The sequence below is a fragment of the Nocardia flavorosea genome (assembly GCF_015477805.1).
In the GTDB taxonomy this organism is placed as follows: Bacteria; Actinomycetota; Actinomycetes; order Mycobacteriales; family Mycobacteriaceae; genus Nocardia; species Nocardia flavorosea_A.
In genome coordinates, this window is record NZ_JADLQL010000001.1 from 903727 (window position 1) to 925599 (window position 21873).

General features: G+C 69.4%; 10 protein-coding genes and 1 tRNA gene. 8 read left to right on the forward strand and 3 right to left on the reverse strand.

The genetic code is table 11. The features are described from left to right. Positions 1-259: 259 nt before the first annotated feature. The 3 genes from IU448_RS04080 to IU448_RS04090 all read right to left on the reverse strand — a co-directional run bounded on the left by IU448_RS04080 (position 260) and on the right by IU448_RS04090 (position 1651). Entirely contained in the window at positions 260-637 is a 378-nt protein-coding gene (locus tag IU448_RS04080; protein WP_195054117.1) for a DUF5313 family protein, read from the reverse strand. A gap of 59 nt (positions 638-696) precedes the next feature. Next, positions 697-1167, reverse strand: a complete 471-nt coding sequence (locus IU448_RS04085) for a MarR family winged helix-turn-helix transcriptional regulator (protein ID WP_195054118.1) — start codon at positions 1165-1167, stop codon at positions 697-699. A gap of 407 nt (positions 1168-1574) precedes the next feature. Further along, a tRNA-Pro gene (locus IU448_RS04090) sits at positions 1575-1651 on the reverse strand. Positions 1652-2024: 373 nt separating this feature from the next. Here IU448_RS04090 and IU448_RS04095 point away from each other — a divergent pair. Genes IU448_RS04095 through IU448_RS04135 form a run of 8 tightly spaced genes read left to right on the forward strand, consistent with a single transcriptional unit; the run spans position 2025 to position 21855 of the window. Further along, the gene (locus IU448_RS04095; RefSeq protein WP_195054119.1) at positions 2025-2309 is read left to right on the forward strand and encodes an acyl carrier protein; all 285 of its coding nucleotides are present in this window, start codon (positions 2025-2027) and stop codon (positions 2307-2309) included. Continuing rightward, on the forward strand, positions 2306-3436 hold the full coding sequence (locus IU448_RS04100; RefSeq protein WP_195054120.1) for an acyl-CoA dehydrogenase family protein: 1131 nt from the start codon (positions 2306-2308) through the stop codon (positions 3434-3436). The genes IU448_RS04095 and IU448_RS04100 overlap by 4 nt, the downstream gene beginning before the upstream one ends. Positions 3437-3447: 11 nt before the next feature. Next, positions 3448-4449 carry a 3-oxoacyl-ACP synthase gene (locus tag IU448_RS04105; RefSeq protein ID WP_228812016.1) on the forward strand — a complete coding sequence of 334 codons (1002 nt, stop codon included), beginning with the start codon at positions 3448-3450 and terminating at the stop codon, positions 4447-4449. Beyond that, on the forward strand, positions 4446-7298 hold the full coding sequence (locus IU448_RS28740; RefSeq protein WP_228812017.1) for an HAD-IIIC family phosphatase: 2853 nt from the start codon (positions 4446-4448) through the stop codon (positions 7296-7298). The genes IU448_RS04105 and IU448_RS28740 overlap by 4 nt, the downstream gene beginning before the upstream one ends. A 17-nt stretch (positions 7299-7315) precedes the next feature. Beyond that, positions 7316-11665, forward strand: a complete 4350-nt coding sequence (locus tag IU448_RS29525) for a condensation domain-containing protein (protein ID WP_195054121.1) — start codon at positions 7316-7318, stop codon at positions 11663-11665. After that, positions 11662-12516: a 3-hydroxyacyl-CoA dehydrogenase family protein gene (locus IU448_RS29530; RefSeq protein WP_280459307.1), complete on the forward strand. Its 855-nt coding sequence runs from the start codon at positions 11662-11664 to the stop codon at positions 12514-12516. The genes IU448_RS29525 and IU448_RS29530 overlap by 4 nt, the downstream gene beginning before the upstream one ends. After that, the gene (locus IU448_RS04130) at positions 12503-17482 is read left to right on the forward strand and encodes a non-ribosomal peptide synthetase (protein WP_195054122.1); all 4980 of its coding nucleotides are present in this window, start codon (positions 12503-12505) and stop codon (positions 17480-17482) included. Before IU448_RS29530 ends, IU448_RS04130 begins: the two co-directional genes overlap by 14 nt. Beyond that, complete coding sequence (locus IU448_RS04135) at positions 17479-21855, forward strand: non-ribosomal peptide synthetase (protein WP_195054123.1); 4377 nt, start codon at positions 17479-17481, stop codon at positions 21853-21855. Before IU448_RS04130 ends, IU448_RS04135 begins: the two co-directional genes overlap by 4 nt. Positions 21856-21873 lie beyond the last annotated feature (18 nt).

Genomic DNA, 21873 nt, shown 5'->3' on the forward strand with positions numbered 1-21873 from the left:
CGACCTCGCATTACCCGAATCGCGCAGATCCACGCAGGTTCCGGCACCGGAACGATTGTGAAGACCGGTTCGCCGCGGGAGCGCACCGAGATCCTGCACCCACCCGACACGCGGCGGTGCCGACCCCACCGAATCCTTCGTTGTTACGGGTCGTCCGCTCAGCGGCGCATCCCCTCGCGGGCCACGCGTCCCACTCCCGGCTCGTCCGCTCCTGGACACCGATCACGAGCAAATGGTTTCCGATGCCGGAACTCCGGCCTCAGCCGCGGTTGTAGCGCCTTTCATAGCTCGCGCGGACCTCGGCGGCGCGGCGTTGCCGGTCCGGGTCGGCCAGCACCGGATCGAGACCGTGCTTGACCAGGACATGACGCCGGTGCACATACACCAGGGCGACCGCGAAGAAGGCAAGCGGCAGGAACACCAGGGCGGCCATCGAAACGCCCATCCACCACGGGCCGGGAACCAGCGCGAACAGGCACAGGAACGGGATCGGAGGCACCAGGAACCGTTGCAGGTACCGGCGGGTGGCGCCCGGCCCGGTCTGGTCGTGAAGAACCCACTGCTGCATCGAGGCCGGCAAGGGTTCGCCGAAGATGTAGCGGATGCGCTGAATCGGTGTGGGAGTCCGGTCGGTCACGGGGCCCTCCTGCCTACGGTCCGGAACCGGCGCTTCGCCGCGGCGGTTCCCGAATGCGTTCACGATTTGTTCTCCGGATGCACGAGCGCCGCCCGGCGGGCCGCCTCGTTGACCCGGCCGAGCACTGTGCGCAATTCCTCGAGGTCATCCAGTCCCACCCCCAGCCGGTCGACAACAGCGGGCGGAATCCCTTCGGCCTCGCGACGTAGCGCACGCCCCGCATCGGTGAGGTCGACCACCAGGGTCCGCTCGTCACCGGGGTCGCGTCGCCGGCTGACGAGTCCGGCGCCTTCCAACCGCTTGAGCAGCGGCGACAAGGTGGGCGAATCGAGCTGAATCGCCTCGGCAATGGCCTTGACGGACATCGGCGCCTCTCCCCACAACGCCAACATGACGAGATACTGCGGATGCGTCAATCCGAGCGGCTCCAGCAGCGGCCGATAGACCGCGAGCACCGAACGGTTCGCCACGGCGAGCGCAAAACACACCTGCCGTTCCAGCCGCAGCGGGTCATCGATCTCCGCGGTCATGGCACTCCGTTCTCTCTACCTACTTCAAGATAGCTCACGAATAGTTAATACCCGAACTATTCGCCGTAACCCTAACCCACGGTTGTAACCTTCTGACACTCGCCTCCATGCGAGCTACCGGCGACGGTCGACTGCGCGATCGAACGATCGCGCCTGGTCGCCGGCGCCGGCGTACGGTTGCATCGGTCGCAGCGAGTCGCTGAACACACCGGCCCACGAACCGCTGAGAGTGCGCTCTCGTCCGTTATGCCGACAGTCGGACCACAGAGCGCTACCTACCCCGGATCAACAGCGATCACCGGGTCCTGGGCAAGCTCTCGAAGCATCCTCGGTCCCGCTCTGGTACCCGCCCTGGGGGAGGTTGAACGACAAAAACCCCTCCTGCGCTGGTCAGGAAGGGTTTTCTATGGTCGGGCTGACAGGATTTGAACCTGCGACCACTTGACCCCCAGTCAAGTGCGCTACCAAACTGCGCCACAGCCCGTCACACCCCGTCGGGGTGCTCGATGAGATTACCTCAGAGTCGTTTGTGACTACTAATCGGCAGGTCAGAGGGGTGTCGATGGGCTGCGCCGGGCGGCGGCGAGCGGAACGCGCTCCCACTGCCACGGAGCATTGTGGTGCCGGTTCGGCTCACCCGGGTCGCCTGCTGCCTCAGGTGCCTGCCCTCACGAAAACCGACCGCGTTCGGCTCCGAATACCGTGTTGACCGGCCTGTGTCAGGGGCAGCGCGCGCGGTGGAACTCATCCCGGAGTTCCGGCGGCAAAGGAATTGGGGGCAAGTGCGACTGGCCGCCCGCTGATAGCTTTCCGCCTGGATATCCGGCGGGTGATATCCAGGCGAGGACGGGCTGTAAATGAGCGACGAAGGCACCCCACCGCATCCGGATCTGGTGGAGCGACTGGTGCGGTATTTAGGTGTGGTCACGGACACACGGCTGGGAGCGGACGACGACTACTTCGGTATGGGTCTGGTGAATTCGCTCCGAGCACTGGAAATCGTCGCCTATCTCGAGCGTACTTTCGACATCGAGATCGATATCGACGATCTGGATCTGGACAATTTCCGGACGGCGCGGCGGACGGCCGTCTTCGTCACCCGCAAATGTGGTCCCACCACAGGTCTCGGTGCGGGCAGGTGAGCCGGTTGGAGTCTCTACTGTGCCGCGCCGCCGAGGGTGCGGCCGAATGGGACCGCACGGGGATGCCGCGTGAAATAATCGGCGCCGCAGCAGAAGCGGGCGTGCTCGGGATGGATCGGGCGGTGCGTTACGGCGGTCGCGGCGCGGATGCGTCGGCAACCGGCCGCACGGCCGCCGAATTGGGCGCGGTGTGCACGTCGCTGCGTTCGTTGTTCACGGTGCAGGGCCTGGTCGCTGCGGCGATCGACCGCTGGGGCACCCCCGAGCAGCGTTCGCACTGGTTGCCCAGGTTGACGCATGGTGAGCTGGTCGCGGCTCTCGCGGCGACGGAAGCCGGGGCCGGCAGCGACCTTTCGGGAATCACCACCCGCTTCACGGGTACCGGGCCCGAGCGACGTGTGTCCGGCCGCAAACTATGGGTCACTTTCGGGGCGCTGGCCGATGTGGTGCTGGTGGTGGGGCGATCCGACCACGGCCCGGTTGCCGCGCTGGTGGAAAGGGATCAACCCGGCGTGCAGGTGGAACCGGTGATCGATCAGCTGGGTATGCGGGGCGCTCGCCTCGCACATTTGACCTTCGATGCGGCGCGGGTGCCCGCCGCGAACATCCTCGGCCGAGCGGGTTTCGGCTTGTCGCATGTGCTGGGAACCGCACTCGACCACGGCAGGTACACGATCGCGTGGGGCTGCACCGGGATGGCGCGGGCGTGCCTGGGCGATGCCGCGGCGCATGCGCACGACCGGGTCCAGGGCGATATCCGGCTCGCCGACCACCAATCGGTGCGTGCCGTGCTCGGACGCAGCTGGGTGGACGTGGCGGGTGCGGAGGCGCTGTGCCTGCGCGCGGCCGGTGACCGCGATGGCCGTGAGCCGACCGCGTACCTCACCACCATCGCCGCGAAATACGCGGCAGCCCGGGCAGCGTGCGCGGCGAGCGAGCGCGCGGTGCAGATGCTGGGCGCCGCGGGCTGTGCCCCCGGGAACCGGGCCGGCCGCTTCTACCGCGACGCCAAGGTCATGCAGATCATCGAGGGCGCGCGCGAAATCGCCGAACAGGATCTCGGCGATTTCGTGCTGCGGTCCGTCGGGGAATCGCGCGCCGCGGCGGCTCTGGTGGCGGAGAGCTGACGGCGAAATTCATGATCTCTCTAGGACCGGTTTCGACCGCTTTCCCCGAATCCACCGTCGCGATAGCCGATCTCGCCGAGCTTTCGGAACTACCGCCCGCTCGCCGCGCACACGCGCTGTCGCTCGGCATCACCTCCGTGCATTGCGCCGGGGATACCGCGGAACACGATCTCGCCGCCGAGGCGGCCCGCGGGGCACTCGACCGCGCGGGGCTGGCGGCGAGCGAACTCGACGCACTGCTGGTAGTCGGTGGGCGTGCACCGCGTTATCTGCTCGCCTCCGAAGCCACGCGCCTGCAGCAGCGCCTCGGCGCGGATCGCGCGTTCGTCGCGGGGATCGGCGAGCTCGGATGCGTGTCGATCTCGGCCGCGTTCACCCTCGGGGCGGCGTTGCTGCGCGGGAACCCCCGATGCCGCACCGTACTCGTCGTCGCCGCGGCGACCGCCCCGACCCGGTTCCGCTATCGCGCGCCGATGACGATCCTCGGTGACGGAGCCGCCGCCGTTGTGCTCGCTACCGGCCCCAAGGGCCTGTACCAGCTGGTCGACCACGAGGTGCGCAGTGACGGCCGCTACGCGGACCTGTTCCGGATCGACTACCGCGACCTACCGTCGGATCAGTGGCGCGAGACCTGCGCCGACGAGGCCACCTACAGCTTCCGGCTCGCGGTCGAAAGCCGCAACCGGTTCACCGCGATGAACGACGAGATCATGTCCCGCAACGGATTACGTATGGACGATCTGGGTTCGGTACTGATGCAGAACCTGTCGGCCGGTGCGTTCGCCTTCTGGGAGGAGGCGCTCGGCGTCGGCATCGATCCGGCCTGCCACCGCAATCTCGCCGGGTTCGGCCATCTCGGCTCGGCCGATGTGCTGGTCAATCTGGACCTCGCGGCGCGGACGCGCGCGCCGGGGGATCACCTGCTGCTGCTGAACAGCAGCCCGGTCGCGGCGTGGAGCACCAGCCTGCTGCGTCGCCTGCCGGACGGCGACACGGGAGGGACGGCTTCATGAACTCGATCGTGAAATGCCTGGTGTGGGATCTGGACGACACACTGTGGGACGGCGTGGTGCTGGAAGGCGACGCCCGCGCACCGCGTCCGGAAGCGCGCCGGGCGCTGCGCCTGCTGGACGAGCGTGGCATCGTGCACGCGGTCGCGAGCCGCGGCGAACCCGCTCCGGCGCTCGCGCATCTGGCGGCGCACGGGGTCGAGGAGATGTTCTGCGCGACGCAGATCGGCTGGGAACCGAAATCGGCGGCGGTGCGCCGGATCGCGGAGTCGCTGAACATCGGCCTGGATACCGTCGCCTTCGTCGACAACGATCCGGTCGAACGCGCCGAGGTGGCGACCGCGCTGCCGCAGGTGCGGTGCTATGGCGCCGAGGACGTCGCGGATCTACCGGATCTCGCGGAATTCAGCCCGGCGATCGTCACCCGCGACGCACGCGAGCGCAGGCAGCGCTACCGCGCCGAAGCGCGCAGGCGGACCAGCGAGCAGTCCTTCGCCGGTTCGGATGCCGAATTCCTGCGCGGGCTCGGGCTGGTGATGACCGTGCGCCGGGCGCGTGCGGCGGACCTGGACCGTGCGCACGAACTCACGGTACGCACCCACCAGCTCAACACGACCGGCCGCACCTTCGATATCGGGCAGCTGCGGGAGCTGAGTGCGGATCCCGCGCACGAGGTGCTGATCGCGACCCTGCGCGACCGGTTCGGCGAGTACGGCGCGATCGGGCTCGCGGTCACCGAGATGCGCGGCACGGATTCGGTACTGCTGCTGATGCTCATGTCCTGCCGGGTGATGTCGCGCGGGGTCGGTGCCGCGCTGCTGGCGCACCTGGTCGAGCGGGCGAGTGCGCGCGGGCAGCGCTGTGTCGCGGAGTTCGTGCCGACCGAGGTGAACCGGGTCATGCTCGTCACGCTGCGCTTCGCCGGATTCGTGGTGCTGGAACAAGGCCCGGAACGGGTGCTGCTCGGTCACGACGGACGCACCGTGGCGTCCCACAGCGCGCACGTGCTCGTGCGGTCGGCCGATGCGCCGACGCCGCCCGGCGATCTGATCGGCGGTCTGCTGCGGCGGGCCGCCGAGTTCCCGGATCGGTGCGCGCTGATCTCGGGCGGGAAAACTCTCACCTATCGCGAACTCGTCGACCGCACCGCCGCTCTCGCCGGGCGTCTGGTCGGTGCGGGTGTGCGTCCCGGCGATGTGGTGCTGTGCCTGCTACGGCAGGACATGTGGACGGTGGTGGCGATGCTGGCCGCACTACGCGCGGGGGCGGCGTGGTGTCTGGTCGAGCCCGGGCGGGCCGCCGCGCAGGTGCGTGCACTGGTCGACGATTTGCCGTGTACCGCTGTGATATTCGACGAGCACGCGCCCCCTACACCGCACGGGGAAGTGGAGGCACTGCTCGCCCCCGCGTCGGCCCGGCCCGCCCTGGTACCGCTGGGCGCGACCTCACCGGCCGGTCCGCTGCCGACGTCGCCGCCCGCGTCGGCGCCCGCCTACGTCATCACCACCTCGGGATCCACCGGCGCACCCAAAGCAGTCGTGGTCAGCCGCGGCAATCTGGCCGCGATGATCTCCGGACGCGACTATCCGTGCGAGGACGGCGCACCGGTCACGCTGTCGACCTGCCCGCTCACCGCCGATGCCGCACTGCTCTTCGGTCCGTGGGCCCTCACCCGGGGCGGGACTGTGGTGGTGCCGACCCACCGTGAGCTGCCCGACGCCGCGGCGGTCGGTGCGCTCGTGGCCGGGTCGCGGGTGAGTCACCTCGTCGCCACGCCGTCGTACTACCGGTTGCTGCTGCCGATTCTGGCCGAGGCGGCGGCCGCGCCGACGGTGGTCGCGCTGGCGGGCGAGACGTTGTCCTCGTCGCTGGCCGCCCGGCATCGCGAACTGCTGCCCGGCGTCGTCCTGATGAACGAGTACGGCCCCACCGAGGCGACCGTGACCTGCGTGTGGCACGTTGTCACCGATACCGGGAGGGTGCCCATCGGCCGGCCGCTACCGGGCAATTCCGCGCGCGTGCTCGGGCCGGAGTTGACGGTGACTACCGACGGAGATATCGGCGAGCTGTATATCGGCGGAGACCAGATCACCATGGGCTACGCCGGTCGTCCCGGCACGACCGCGACCCGTTTCGTCGCCGACCCGTTCGCCGGCGAGCCCGGCGCGCGGATGTATCGGACCGGCGATCTCGCGCGGCTCACCGGCGCGGGCGATATCGACTATCTCGGCCGCGCCGACGGCCAGGTACAGATACGCGGCGCGCGGGTGGAACGAGACGCCGTGGAGGCGGTGCTGGAGACCCATCCGGGGGTTGCGCACGCGGTGACCGTGGTGCGCGCCGGCCGCGATGAGATCGACGACCTCATCGCGTTCATCGTGCCCGCCGCCGATACCGCGCCGCCCGGTCGCCGGGAACTGGCCCGGCACTGCGCCGAACGGCTCACTCCGCTGGAGGTGCCGAGCCGGTTCGTGCCGATCGATACGATCCCGATCGCCGCGGCGGGCAAACTCGACACGGCCGCTCTGCTGGCCAGGGCCGACGACCCCGCGCTGCCCGGGCCCTCGCGCGCCGATTGGACTCCCGGGCAACGCGAGATCGCGGAACTGTGGTCCGCTGCGCTCGAACACGACGACTTCGATCTCGACGATTCGTTCTTCGAGATCGGCGGCAACTCACACCGGGTAGTCGTGCTGCATCTGCTGCTCGAACAATATCGGCCGGGCGCGGTACGCGTCGGTCAGCTGTTCGATCTGCGCACGATCCGCGACCAGACCGATGCGCTCGCGGCCACCGCCGCCGTGCCGGTCGAGCCCTCGGTACCCGCTTCCACTCGAGCTTTCGAGCTGTGACCCCTCAGGAGCACACTGTGCCGGATCCCGGCAGCCACGCCACCGCCCACGCACGTGATACCGATATCGCCATCGTCGGTATCGGTGCGCGCTTCCCCGACGCTGCCGACCTCGCGGAATTCCGGGCCAACCTGGCCGCGGGGCGCGATTCGGTGGGGCCGATGCCGCCCGAACGGATCACCGCCACGGGCCTGGACGACACCGTCACGTACCTGCCGATGGGGCACCTCACGGAGATCGATAGGTTCGACTACCGCTTTTTCGGGATGTCCCGCCGGGAGGCGTGTGTCACCGATCCGCAGCAGCGGCTCGCCCTGCTGCTGGCCCAGCGCGCGATCGAGGACGCCGGGTACACCACGCAGCGGCTGGCCCGGGCGGTCACCGCCGTGACGCTGAGTGCGGCGCAGTCGAGTTACCATTCCGCCGCGGTGGACCCGGGTCCGTTGAGCCTGCTCGGAAACGCCACCTTCGCGGGCCCGGCGCGTATCGCGCACCGGTTCGGATTCACCGGCGCGTGTTTCGGGGTCGACAGCGGATGCAACAGCGCGCTGGTGGCGGTGCATCACGCCTGCCGCGAATTACGTTCCGGGGACGCAGATTACGCACTCGCGGGTGGTGTTGTCGTGCGTGTGCACGGTACTCCGTCCTGGGGTGGGGGAAGCTTTTCCGAGATCATGTCGCCCACCGGCGTCTGCCGCGCATTCGATGCCGACGCCGACGGCACTGTCAACGGCGAGGGTGGTGCGATCCTGCTGCTCACCACGGTGGCCCGGGCACTGGCCGACGGTGCTCCGATCCACGCGGTGGTCCGCGGCAGCGCGACCCGGCACAACGGCGCGGCCGCCGCCACCATCAGCACGCCGAGCGCCGCCGCCCAGAGCGCCGTCATCACCAAGGCATGGGAGGCTGCCGGACTCGATCCGCACGCGGCCGGTTACCTCGAGACCCACGGGTCCGGGACGCGGCTCGGTGACGCGGTGGAACTGGAAGCGATCAGCGCGGTCTTCGGTGGCGGCCCCGGCCTGCCCATCGGCTCGGTGAAGACGAATATCGGTCACCTCGACCATGCCTCCGGTATCGCCGGCCTGGTCAAAGCGGTGCTGAGCGTATCGGAGGCGCAGCTGTTCCCCTCGCTGCACTTCACCCGGCCGACCGGCGATTTCGACCTGGCGGCCGCCGGTATCGACGTGGTGACCGAGGGGCGGCCGTGGAGCGGCGACGCGGTGCGCGCCGCCGGCGTCAGCTCCTTCAGCCTGGGCGGCAGTATCGCGCACTGCGTGGTGTCGCAGGCTCCGCCGGTACCCGCCACCCCACGGTCGCGCCGCGCCCACTTGATCGGCGTTTCCGCGCGTACGCCCGAGGCATTGACCGAGCTGTGCGTCCGGCTCGCCGACGCAGTGCGCAGCACCGATGCCGAGCTGGAAGAAGTGGCCGCGACTCTCACCGTCGGTCGTGACCAGTACGAGCACCGGGTCGCCGTGACCGCCTCGGATACGGCGGAACTCGCCGAGGCGCTGGATAAGGCCGCGGTGCGCGCGCGCCGCGTGCCGACCGCGCCGCGCGTGGTGCTGCTGCTGTCTCCCGACGCCGTTCCGGTCCCACCGGGCCCGGCCGGCACCGTCGCGGCGCAGCCACCCACACTGCCCCCTGAACTACCCGCCACCGGAACGACGGCGTCGGTGCTGGCCGGGCAGATCGCGGTGCACGAACGGCTCACCGCGTGCGGGCTCCGGCTCGCGGCACTGCTGAGTGCCGGATCGTCACGCTTCGCCGCGCGGTACCTGCTCGGCTCCCGCGACGCAGTCGAACCGGCCGAACTCGCCGGCGCGGCCCCCACCATCGACGGCGACCGGCTCCTCGACGCGGTGCGCACCCTCATGGCCGCGGGACCGGTGGTTTTCGTGGAGCCCGGCCGGGACGGCAGGCTCGCCGAGCTCATCACCGACGCCGTGCCGGAAGCCGAGATCGTCTCCGCAGCCGCCGATACCGCCGATCTGGACGAACTCCTGGGCCGGTTGTACGAATACGGTGTCGACCTCGACTGGTCGGCCGTCGCGCCCGGCCACGTCCGCCGGATGCGGCTGCCCGGCCACCCGATGCGCGAATCCGGCTGCTGGGTCGACATGCCCCGCGCCGCGGCGGCCGCCACCGTACCGCCCGCCCTGTCCGCCACGCCGCACAACCACTCCGATCCGGTGCGCTGGCTGCGTCGTACCCTCGCCGAACTGCTGTACACCGACGACGAGATCGACGAAAACGCCGACTATTTCGCCCTCGGCGGCAATTCGCTGATCGCGGTACAACTGGTGGACCGGATCGAGGAGACCTACGGCTTCCGGCCGAAACTGCTCGACGTCTACGAGCGTCCCCGGCTGGCCGATTTCGCCGAGCTTCTCGCGACCGGGCGCGCCGCCGGCACCACGCGCGCACCGATCCCGGCCCTGGTCGCGCACGACGAACCGGTCATGTCCTCGGGACAGGAAAGGATGTGGTTCCACCACCAGTTCGATCCGCGGACGACGCTGTACAACTACCCTGTGGTCCAGCTGTTGCGCGGGCCGATCGATCCGGACGCGCTGCAGGGTACCTTCGACGACCTCGTCGAGCGACACGAGCCCCTGCGGTACAACTTCGCCGAGGTGGACGGCGTCGCGGTGTTGCGCATCCGTGACCGGCTGGACGACTACGTCCGCCGCGTCGACGTCTCCGCGGAACCCGATCCGCACGCCGCGGCCCGCGACCTCGTGCACGCTTCCGCGACCGAGCCGTTCGACCTCGCTGTGGACGCTTTGTTGCGGGTACTGCTCATCACCGTGGGGCCGGATACCCATGTACTGCAGTTGACCTGCCATCATGCCGTCACCGACGGCGCGACGCCGACAATTCTCGCCCGCGAGCTGCCGGAGCTCTACGCCGCGCGCCGGGAGGGCCGGCCGCACCGTCTGGCACCACTGCCGATCCGGTACCGCGACTACGCCGCCTGGCATCGCGCACTGCTGGCGAGTTCGGCGCTCGACCACGAACTCGACTACTGGCGCGAGACGCTGGCCGGCGCGCCGGTGTTACGGCTACCCACAGATTTTCCCCGACCCGACCGCAAGACCTATGCCGGCGATCTGCATCCGTTCACCCTCCCCGCGCAACTGCTCACCGACCTGCGTGCGCTGGCGAGCCGTTCATCGGTCTCGCTGTTCGTGGTCCTGCTCAGCGCCTTCTATCTGACTCTCGCGCGGCACAGTGGCCAGCGCGATATCGTCGTCGGCACCCCGACCACCGGACGCGGACGAAGCGAATTCCAAGATCTGATCGGCTATTTCAACAGTACGGTTGCCTTGCGCACGGATTTCACCGCCGACACCACGTTGCCGGACATGCTGACCCGGGTGCGCTCGGTCGTATTCGATGCGCTCGAACATCAGGAGATCCCGTTCGACCGGGTGGTCAATGCTGTGGCGCCGCAGCGCGACCTGTCGCGCACACCGCTGTTCGATGTGCTCTACATCCACCAGGTGACGCCACGAATGGAGCGAATCGACGAGGCGAGCGCGGAACTGTTCGATCTCGACCACACCGCAGGAAACGAATTCGGCGGACTACCCACCGGAACTGCGAAATTCGACCTGACGCTGGTTACTTTCGAATACGCCGACAGCGTCCCCCGCGATATCGGCGCGTGCCTGGAGTTCAGCACCGAACTGTTCACCACGCAGACGGTGGCCGCGCTCGGCGACGCATTCCTGGAGATCCTGAGGGCGATGGTGGCGGATCCCGGCACGCCGCCGATCGAGGCGCTGATCACCGGACTCCGCCGGGACTCGGACGTAACGGTATCGATCCCCACCGATCGACCACGCGCCTCGAACACCCTGGAATACGACGTGGTCGCCCGTGCGGTAGAGCTGGATCCTGCCGAACTCGAACCCTTCGAGACCACGCTGTTCGACGCATATACGGTCCTGCTCGCCTGGTACAGCGGCGGTGACCGGTTGCGCATCGGCCTGCCCGACGGGCCCGAGGGTGCGCGAGACGTCATCGTGACCGTCCGTCCGGACACGACCTGGCGGACGTTGCGCGCCGGCCCGCCGGAATCGGTCGCGAGTACCGGCGCGACACCCCTGCGGTACCTCGGCCACGCGCAGGTCGTGCCGGCGGCCGCCGCGACCGAACTCGCGCTCGCCTGGGTGCCCGGCTCCGCCGAGTTGCGGGTGCACTACGCGACCGCACTGTTCGACCGAGCCTCCGCCGAGGCCATCGCCGGCGAACTGGTCGCGCTGGCGCGGGCCGCAATCGACAAACCGGACGAACCGGTGCACGACACCGTGCTCGGCATCGAAGCCTTCCAGGACGAACAGGAGATCCACCAGTGACCGCACAGCACCGGGTCGGGGTGGTCGGCGCGGGCACGATGGGCGCGGGTATCGCCCAGTGCGTGGCCGCAGCGGGCCTACCCGTCACCGTGGTCGATCCCGATCCCGCTGCTGCCGAACGTGCCCGGCGCGATATCCGCGCGGCGCTGCGTTCGAGCGTGCTGCTGGGCCGCGGTCCGCGCCCCGGTGAGCTCGCCGAGATCACCGGACGCATCGGGTGGTCGCAGCATGTCGAGGAGCTGTGCGAAGCCACCTTCGTCATCGAATCCGTCACGGAACGAGTCGCACTCAAGTACCGCGTATTCGCCGAACTCGACCGTGTGTGTGCGCCGTCGGCCGTCTTCGCCTCCGGGACCTCGGCCATCCCCATCACCGACCTGGCCGCCCACACCACCCGGCCGGAGCGGATGCTCGGACTGCATTTCATGAACCCCGCGCCGCTGACCGAGGCGGTGGAGGTGATCACCACCGCGCAGACCGCGCCCGCCACCCTGGCCACCGCGCTCGACTTCCTGAATGCACTCGGCAAACGCGGCATCGTGGTCGGTGACGGTCCGGGCTTCGTCATCAACCGGGTGCTCATGCTCGCCATCGCGGAAGCCGCCGCTGTCACCGGATCCGGAACCGACGCGGCCACGGTCGACGCCTTGTTCGAGGGTTGCCTCGGGCATCGGATGGGGCCACTGCGCACCGCGGATCTGATCGGCCTCGACAATGTGGCCGACACACTCGCGGTTCTGCGCGATACCACCGGCGACGGCCGCTATCGCGTACCGGACGTGCTGGCCACGCTGGTCGAAAACGGGCATCTGGGCCGCAAATCGGGAAGGGGATTCCATGCCTACCCCTGAGGCGAGCACACTCGACCACCCGCTCGAACAGACGCCGGGGCTGGGGCCGCTGGCCCGGCGCAGCGGTGGAGGGACAGCGGCGGTCGTCCTGGCCGCGCTCGCGGTGTACACGCATCGCCGGACCGGCGCGGACCGGGTGATCGTCGGCTATCGATCCGGTACCACCGCGTTCGAGATCGGCGTGACACTGGCGGCGCGTGACAGTTTCCGCAGCGTCGCCACCCAGGTCGGGGCGCTGCTGCGGCAGCGCGCGACCGGTCCTGCCGGGCCGGAATGTCCGACCGTTGTGCACGATAACGACGGGTGGCAAGTCGGGGTGCCCGAGGCCGAGTTACCTGTGTTCGAAGGGCTTTTCGCGAAACTAGTAGCCGCTCCGGGAACGCCGGTCGCCCGAGTCGATCTCATCACCGAGGAAGAACGCGCGCGCATTCTGCGCCGCGGCGGCCCGGTGCGCGCCCGAGACCTGCACGCTACGGCTCTGACCGGTTTCGAATCGATCGCACGCCGGTCACCCGAGTCGATCGCACTGGTGTACGGCGCGGAATCGCTCAGCTACGGCGAACTGGAGGCCCGCGCGAATCGACTGGCACGCACTCTGGTTCGGCGTGGCATCGGACCGGAGTGCGTTGTCGGCGTGGCGATGGCCCGTTCGATCGAAGCGGTCGTCGCGGTGTACGCGGTGCTGAAGGCGGGCGGGGTGTACCTGCCGCTGGAACCGGGACATCCGGCCGAACGGCTGAATCGAATCCTGGCAGTGGCCGAGCCGGTACTGGTGCTGAGCACGCGCGGTGACGGCTTCGCCACCGACGCCGTGCCCGTCCACTACCTCGACGAGCCGCATGACGTGGACGAGGACGGCACACCGCTGCACGATGCCGACCGGCACGCACCTCTGCATTCCGGCAATTTGGCCTACCTCATGTTCACTTCCGGCTCGACCGGCGTGCCCAAGGGTGTCGCGGTCTCGCATGCGGCGGTGGTGGACCATCTGCGGTGGATGAGTGAGCATATCGGCCTGGACGAGACCGATATCGTCCTGCAGAAGACGCCGGTCACCTTCGACGTCTCGATCTGGGAACTGTTCTGGGCCGCGAGTACCGGAGCGACCCTTGCCATCGCACCGCCGTCGGCGCATACCGATCCGGCCGAACTGACCCGGTTGATCGCCGCGCACGCGGTGACGACCCTCCAGTTCGTGCCCTCGACACTGAGCAACCACCTCACTGTGGTGTCCGGCTTTCCGGCCTGCGTCCGCCGCGTGCTCACCATCGGGGAGACGCTCTCCCCCGCCCTCGCTCAGCGCTTCGGTGCGGCGACACCCGCGCGGCTGCACAACCTCTACGGGCCGACGGAAACGACCGGCGCTGTCACGGGATATCCGGTGAACGGGCCGGATTCGGCGTCGATACCCATCGGTTCGGCCGCGACTGATACGCGGGCGTACGTTCTCGACGCGCGACTGCGTCCGGTGCCCGACGGGCTGCCCGGTGAGCTGTATCTCGGCGGCGCACAGCTGGCGCGGTGCTATCAGGGCGAGCCCGCGCGTACGGCCGAGCGTTTCGTCGCGGACCCTTTCGAGCCCGGTGCCCGGCTGTACCGCACCGGCGATATCGTCCGGTGGAATGCGGCGACCGAGTTGCTGGAGTACCGGAGCCGAGCCGATCTTCAGGTCAAACGCCACGGTGTACGCATCGAACTGGGCGAGGTGGAGGCCGCACTCTCGGCGTGCGCGACGGTCGCGCAGGCGGTGGCGACGCTGCGTCCCGACGGAAGGCTCCTCGGCTATGTCGTGCCGGTAGCGGGCGCGGTCTGCGCGCCGGACGCCCTCCGCACGGAATTGTCCCGCGTCCTGCCGGCCGCCATGATGCCCGACGATATCGTTGTACTGGAAGCGTTCCCCGCCACCACCGCGGGCAAGGTGGACCGGGCGGCACTGCCCGAACCGGCGCCACGGGACCTTCCGTATCGTGCCCCGTCGACGCCGGTGGAGCAGACGTTGGCCGAGGTATTCGGGCAGGTGCTCGGCCGGGATCGGATCGGCGTCGACGAATCCTTCTTCGCCTCGGGCGGCGACAGCGTGATGTCGATTCTGCTGGTCTCCCGGGCGAAATCGCGGGGCGTCCACGTCACACCCGCGCAGGTTTTCGAACGGCCCACCGTCGCGGGGCTGGCCACGGTCGCCACGACCGGTGCGCCCGAGCGGCATATGCTCGCCGAACTACCCGGCGGCGGAGTGGGCGAGATACCGCTGCCGCCCGCCGTCCGCGCACTGATCGAGCGCGCCGCATCCGGACGCGTGCCGTTCGACCGGTACGCCCAGCACATGGTGCTCGACCTGCCCGCGGGAATCACCGCAACCACACTGCGACAAGTGATCGGCGCGGTCGTCGACCAGCACGATATGCTGCGCGCACGGCTCTACCGCGACGCGGGCGGCGAGTGGCGCCTCTTCGCCGACCCACCCGGATCCTTCGAGATCGGGCCGGTTCTCGGCCGGGTCGATATCTCGTCGGCCGATGATGCCGAAGAAGCCGCGATCCTCGCTCGTGAGACGGAAGCCGCGATCGCCCGGCTCGACCCAGCGAACGGGGTCGTGTTGCGGTGCGTCTGGCTCGATCGGGGCCGTGACGATCGCAGTGGGCTCCTCGTTGTCGTAATCCACCACATCGCGGTGGACGGTGTGTCCTGGCGCATCCTGATCCCGGACTTCGTCGCGGCATGGGCCCGGCTCGAGTCGGGCCGGCCGCCGCGGTTGCCCGCCACGGGCACCTCGGTGCGGCGATGGGCCCACGCGCTGCGCGACAGAGCATCCGACCCAGGGCTATTCGCCCAGGGTGACCTCTGGCGGGAGCTGCTGCGGGGGCCCGATCCGCTGTTCACCGATCGTCGCCTCGATCCGCAAATCGACCACCACTCCACGATGCGCCGTATCGTCTGCGAGTTCGACGCGGCGACCACCTCCGCCGTCGTGACCACGGTTCCTCCGCGCTACGGCACCGATACGAACACCGTCTTGTTGACCGCGCTGACTCTGGCTGTGGTCGCGTGGCGCGGCGGTGACAGCTCTGTCGTTCCCGTGCGGATGGAATCCCACGGCAGGCACGGCGATCTCGTGCCCGGTGCCGATCTCGCACGTACGGTCGGCTGGTTCACCGCAGCATATCCGTGCCGTTTCGACCTGACAGGTATCGATATCGCGGACGCGATCGTGGGCGGGCCCGCCCTCGCCGCAGCGGCGAAAACCGTCAAGGAACAAATCCTTGCCGTACCCGAGGGCGGCATCGGCTACGGCTTGCTGCGCTACTTCGATACCGGTGTCGACCTGCCTGCCGAGACCACTCAACTGTCGTTCACGTATCTGGGCGCGATCTCCGCAGCGAACGGCCCCTGGCTGCCCACGGCCCTCGCGAGCAACCGTGATCCGATCGACCCCGGCCTACCTGCCGAGGTGGCCCTCGCGGTCGATACCGCGGTCGTCGGTGATCGGCTCACCGCGGGCTTCTCGTTCCCCGAAACCCTGATCCGCCCCGACCGCGTCCACGACTTCGCCGAGCTGTTCGGGACGGTCCTGCGCACCCTCGCGCGACACGCGGCCGATCCGGCCGCCGGCGGGTGGACCCCCTCGGACTTCTCCCCCGCCGGTCTGCGGCAATCCGAGATCGATCGCTGGGAGCGCCATTACGGCCGATTGTGCGATATCCGGGCGCTCACACCGATCCAGGAGAAGTTCGCCGACCTCGCGCCCGTGGACGGACCGGAGGTCCACACCCTCCAGGTGGTGCTGACCTGCGAAGGAACTCCCGATCTCGCACGTTTGCGTGCTGCCGCCCAGCATGTCGTGGATCGGCATTCCGCGCTGCGGGCAGCGTTCGTCCGCGACGGCGGCGGCCGCTGGCGTCAGCTCGTCGTCGCGACCGCGCCGATCGAGATCGGGGAAATCGACCTGGGCGAACACGGTACCGAACTGGACGATATCCTGGCCGCGGAACAGGTGCGCCCATTCGACCTGGAAACCCCACCGCTCATCCGGTTCCTGCTGATCCGGACCGCGCAGCGCCGTTACGTGCTGTCGGTGACCAATCATCGGTTGCTGTTCGACGGCTGGTCCGCGCCGATCCTGATGCGAAACCTGCTGAGCGCCTTCGCGCTCGGTGGGGACGGCCCGGACGAGGTGGACGACGGGTTCGCCACCTTCCTGCGCTGGCGGGCCGCGCAGAACCAAGGGCCCGCCGCCGCGGCCTGGCACGCTGCCCTGCACGATCTCGCCGGTCCGACTCTGGTCGCCGCGACGGGCGCCGCACCACGCGATCCGGTGCGGTCGCATACCGAGCACACGGTGACGCTGACGGCCGCGCGCACCGCCGCACTGGCCGACGTTGCCGCCGCATCCGGTGTCACGCTGAACACCGTCCTGCAGTACGTGTGGGCGTCGGTGCTGGGTGATCTCACCGGGTCCGACGACGTCGTGTTCGGCGCGGTGGTCTCCGGACGGCCCGCGAGTATTCCCGGCGTCGACGCCATGGTCGGCTCGTTCATCAACACCGTGCCGGTGCGGGTGCGCCGCCGCGACGACCGGCCGATAGGCGCTCGGCTACGAGCGCTGCAGGCCGAGCAGGCGGTACTACTCGATCACCACCATCTCGGGCCCGCCGAGATCGAGGCCGCGGCCGGCGTTCCGGTGCGCGAATACTTCGACACACTGCTGGTGTTCGAGTCGTATCCGGTCGATATCGCGCCGACCCCCATCACCGTGGGCGATCTGGTGCTGACCGATCTGTCGTCACGGGAGATCACTCTGTTTCCGCTGACCGCGACGGTATGGCCGCGCGACCGGCTGACAGTGGCCCTGAATTGGCACCGCGATCTGCTGGACGACGATCTGGCGCGCCGGGTGATCGCCCGGCTGGAAGCCGAACTGGAACGGGTCGCGACCCTGCCCGCCGACGGCGCGAACGGAGAGAGATGACGCAGACGACGGATTGCCGGATCGACTTCCCACTGACCGCGGCGCAGCAGGAGATCTGGGCCTACACCACTCTGAACGGCGCGGACCATCGCTACCACCTGGAGGGCTACGTCCATCTGCGCGGGCACATCGATCCCGGCCTGTTCGAACGCGCGCTGCGCGGCGTCGTCTCGGCCGCCGAGACCTTACGCATCCGGCTCGACACCGACGGCCCCGAACCACGCCAGGTGATCGAGGACTGCACCGAATGGATCCTGCGCCGAGGCGATTTCGGTGCGGCATCCGATCCGGTCGAGGCGGCACTGGCCTACCTGCGCGCCGAACCACCCGCCTTCGACCTGGCCGTCGCACCACTGTTCGACCACTACCTGCTGGACCTCGGTGCGGCGGGTCATCTCTGGGCCCTCCGGGCCCACCACATCGTCCTCGACGGCGCCGCATCGCTGGCACTCATCCGGGCGGTCGCGCGGGCCTACACCGCGTTGCTCGGTGGTGAGCCCGCACCGGAATTCGCCGATACGGTCGCGGGATATGTCGAGCAGGACGGGCGGTATCGCGCCTCGCGACGGTTCACCGACGACCGCGCGTTCTGGTCCGGACGGCTCGCCGGGCTGCCCGACGCGCCGATGTTCACCCATCCCCCTGTCACCGTCGGCGCGTCCGGGCCGATACGGCATTCGGGTAGTCCCGCCGACGGCGACTGGCGGGAATTCGAGCAGGCGGCAGCGCGATTCGGCGTGGACCCGCCGGCCCTGCTGGCCGCGACGACGGCGCTGCTGCTGCACGCCGACTCCGGGGCGCGCACGGTGGTCCTCGGCCTACCGGTACCGGCCAAACGCTCCTGGCGCGCGCTCGGGATGACCTCGAACGTCGTCGGACTGCGCGTCGAGGTCGATCCCGGCGCGTCCATCGGCGCACTGGCCGCGGCGACGCAGGCAGAGCTGCGAACGGTACTGCGTCACCAGCATTACCGGCGATTCGACCTGCTCGCCGACGGCACGTCCCCGGGCGGCGAGCACCGGATCACCGGCCCGGTGCTCAACCTCCTCCCCGCCACGCCCGGAATCCACTTCGGTGACGTGGTGGCCCGGCTGATCCCGGCATCCAGCGGATACACCGAGGTATTCGGCATCGCCGTCTATCTCGGTGACGGGCCGCCGCGCATCGATATGGACACCACCGCCGATCGGTGCGATCCCGCGGCCCTGGCGAGTCTGCACAACCGCTTCCTGACCGCGATGAACGATGTGGCGGCGGCGTGCGCGGATACGCCCGCCGGCCGGCTGACCCGCGCGCCCGCGGTGGTCGTGCCGCGCAGCCCGCACGAGGATCCGGCGGGCGTGACGGACCACGGGATCGCGGAGGTCTTCGATTCGGTCGTTCGCCGGCACCCCGAACGCCCTGCGCTCTGGTACGAGGGTGAGCACATCGGCTATCGCGAACTGCAGGTCCGCGCGCAACGGTTCGCCCACCACCTCGCGTCCCGGCACGGTGTCGGACTCGGGACGCCGGTGGGACTGCGCCTGCCGCGCACCCCGGAGCTGGTCGTCGCGGCGCTGGCGCTGCTGCGGCTCGGCGCGATCTGCGTTCCGCTGCACGAGCAGGACCCGCCCGACCGCATCGCCTGGATACTGTCCCATTCCGGTGCCGAACTCGTTGTCGACGATATCGCGCTGGTGCGCAACGTCTCGCGGTCCGGCGGGCCGGTACCGACCCCACCGGCCCGCCCGGTACCCGCTGATGCGGCGGCCTGGCTGATGTTCACCTCCGGATCGACCGGTGCACCGAAAGGTGTACTCACCACGCACCGGGCGATGGTGGCGCGCGCGGTCGACCGGATCGCCGCGGGGCCGGAATACGCACGAATGCTGATGCATTCGCCACACGTCTGGGACATGGTCGTCTGGGAACTCTGGATGCCGCTACTACAGGGGCACTCCGTCGTGATCGCGACACCGGACCGGCTCGGAGCCGAAGACTTCCGCCAGGTGCTACGGGCGGGAGAGGTCACTGCGGCGTTGCTGGCGACCGGGCTGTTCCAGGTCCTCGTCGACGATATACCGGACAGCCTCGGCCGGCTGCGCACCTTGTCGACCGCCGGTGACATCCTGCCTCTCGATACCGTGCGAGCGATGCGCGCGGCGGCGCCCGGACTGCCCATCGTCAACATCTACGGTCCGGTGGAGGCCACCGCCTACGCCACCACCTACTCGATTCCGACCGGGCCGCTGCCCGACGAGGCGATTCCGGTCGGCCGGGCCGTGGACCACACCGAGGTCCTGATTCTCGACGCCCTGCTGCGCCCGGTACCGCCGGGCACGGTCGGTGAGATCTATCTGACCGGAGCGGGCCTCGCACAGGGATATCACCGGATGCCCGGCCGCACCGCAACCGTCTTCACGGCCAACCCCTTCGGCGCCCCGGGGTCACGGATGTACCGGACCGGCGATCACGGCAGCTGGGGCGCCGATGGCGCCGTGCGGTTCCTCGGCCGCGGGGACCGGCAGGTCAAGGTCAACGGCATCCGGGTGGAGCCCGGCGAGATCGAACACGCGATCCGGAATATGCCCGGGGTGACCGCGGCGGTCGTCACAGCGCACCGGGTGGCGGCGGGTAAGAGCCTGGTCGCCCATGTGGTCGCCGCCGAACCGATCGACACCGCGGTGATGCGGACCCGGCTGGCGCGAGTCCTGCCCGCTTATCTGCTGCCGGCCGTGATCGTGCAGATCCCCGCGCTACCGCTGACGGCCAACGGCAAGGTCGACCGGACCGCGCTGACCATACCCGCTGCAGCCGACGCGGAGCCCCCGCGGACACCGCGCCGGCAGATCCTCGCCGGGCTGTTCGCCGACGCCGTCGGACAGCAGCGGGTCGGCGTCCAGGACGATTTCTTCCGTATCGGCGGGAACTCCCTCGCCGCGATCCGGCTCGCGGCGGCGGCGAGCCGGACCTTCGGTGTCGTGGTGAGTCCGCGCGATCTGCTCGACGCGCCCACCGTCGCCGCGCTGGAGCGGCGCATCGCCGAGCGCGGCGCCGACGCCGGCGCTGCCGACCGGGAATCAGTGGCCGTCGCATATCGGGAAAGTGACGGGACCGCCTCGAGTCCCGGTGACGCGATTCCACTCGCACCGAGCCAGCAGCGACTCTGGACGGTCAACTATCTCGGCGACGGCGCCGCCGATTACTTGATGCCCGCCGCCGTGGACCTCCTCGGTCCACTCGACGCGCCGAGCGTGCGGGCGGCAATCCGCGATGTGGTGCGCAGGCACGAGATACTGCGGACCACCCTGCCTTTCACTGCTTCGGGGCCGATCCAGCGGATCACGGCATTCGACGAGGACGCTGTCGACTACCGCGAAGTCACCGACCTCGCGGACCTGAACCTATTGCTGGCAGCGGAGCTGGACCGCGGTTTCCGGCTGCTCACCGAGGTGCCGCTGCGGGTGCGGTTGTACCGGCTGACGCCCGAACATCACGTTCTGCTCGTGATCCTGCATCACTGCGCAGGCGACGCCGAATCGCTGGCGCTGTTGCTGCGCGAATTCGAATTCGCCTACCTCGCACGCGCCGCAGGCGCGGCACCCGGCTGGCCGACGCCGCCGGTCCAGTTCGCGGATTACGCCCGATGGTTGCGTGACCACGACGAAGATCCCGCCCACGCGCAGTACTGGAGTGACCGGCTGGCCGGACTGGAGTACACCCCGCCGCTGGCCGTCGACCACCCCCGGTCCGCTGCCGGTGGATACCCGGCGGCGCTGCTGCCGTTCACACTCGACGCGGCCACCCACGCCGCAGTGCGGGACACCGCCCGTCGCAGGGGGGCGACCACCTACGCCGTCTTGCACGCAGCCCTCGTCCACGCCCTCACCGATATGGGTGCCGGGCCAGATCTGCTCATCGGCACGGCTTTGAGCGGACGCGATCGCCCCGAACTCGACACGATGCTCGGCTGCGCGGCCGAGATAGTACTGATTCGCACCGACCGCACCGCAGCACCCGCCGCCGGACCACTGATCGACCAGATTCGCGACCGCATCCTGGAAGCCCACGAGAACAGGCGCTACCCGTTCGAGCGAACCACGGCCGCCCACACCGGACCGGACCGCCCACTGCCGCAGATCGTCACCACGTTCTTCCGCGATATCCCGGTCCCGGGCGGCGCGGGCGATATCGAGGTCCGGCTGCGCGAACTGCCACCGCAACGAGCGGAGTTCGAGATCCTCATTCAGCTCGGAGAGGCCATCGGCCCGGGCGGCGAGCCGGCCGGCATCCACGGCGAGATCCGCTACGCCGCACCGCTGTGGGAGGCCACGACTATCACCGCGCTCGTACGCGGCCTGCGATCCGCGATCACCGCACTGTCGAATGGGTAGACGGCCCGGCGCCGAAGG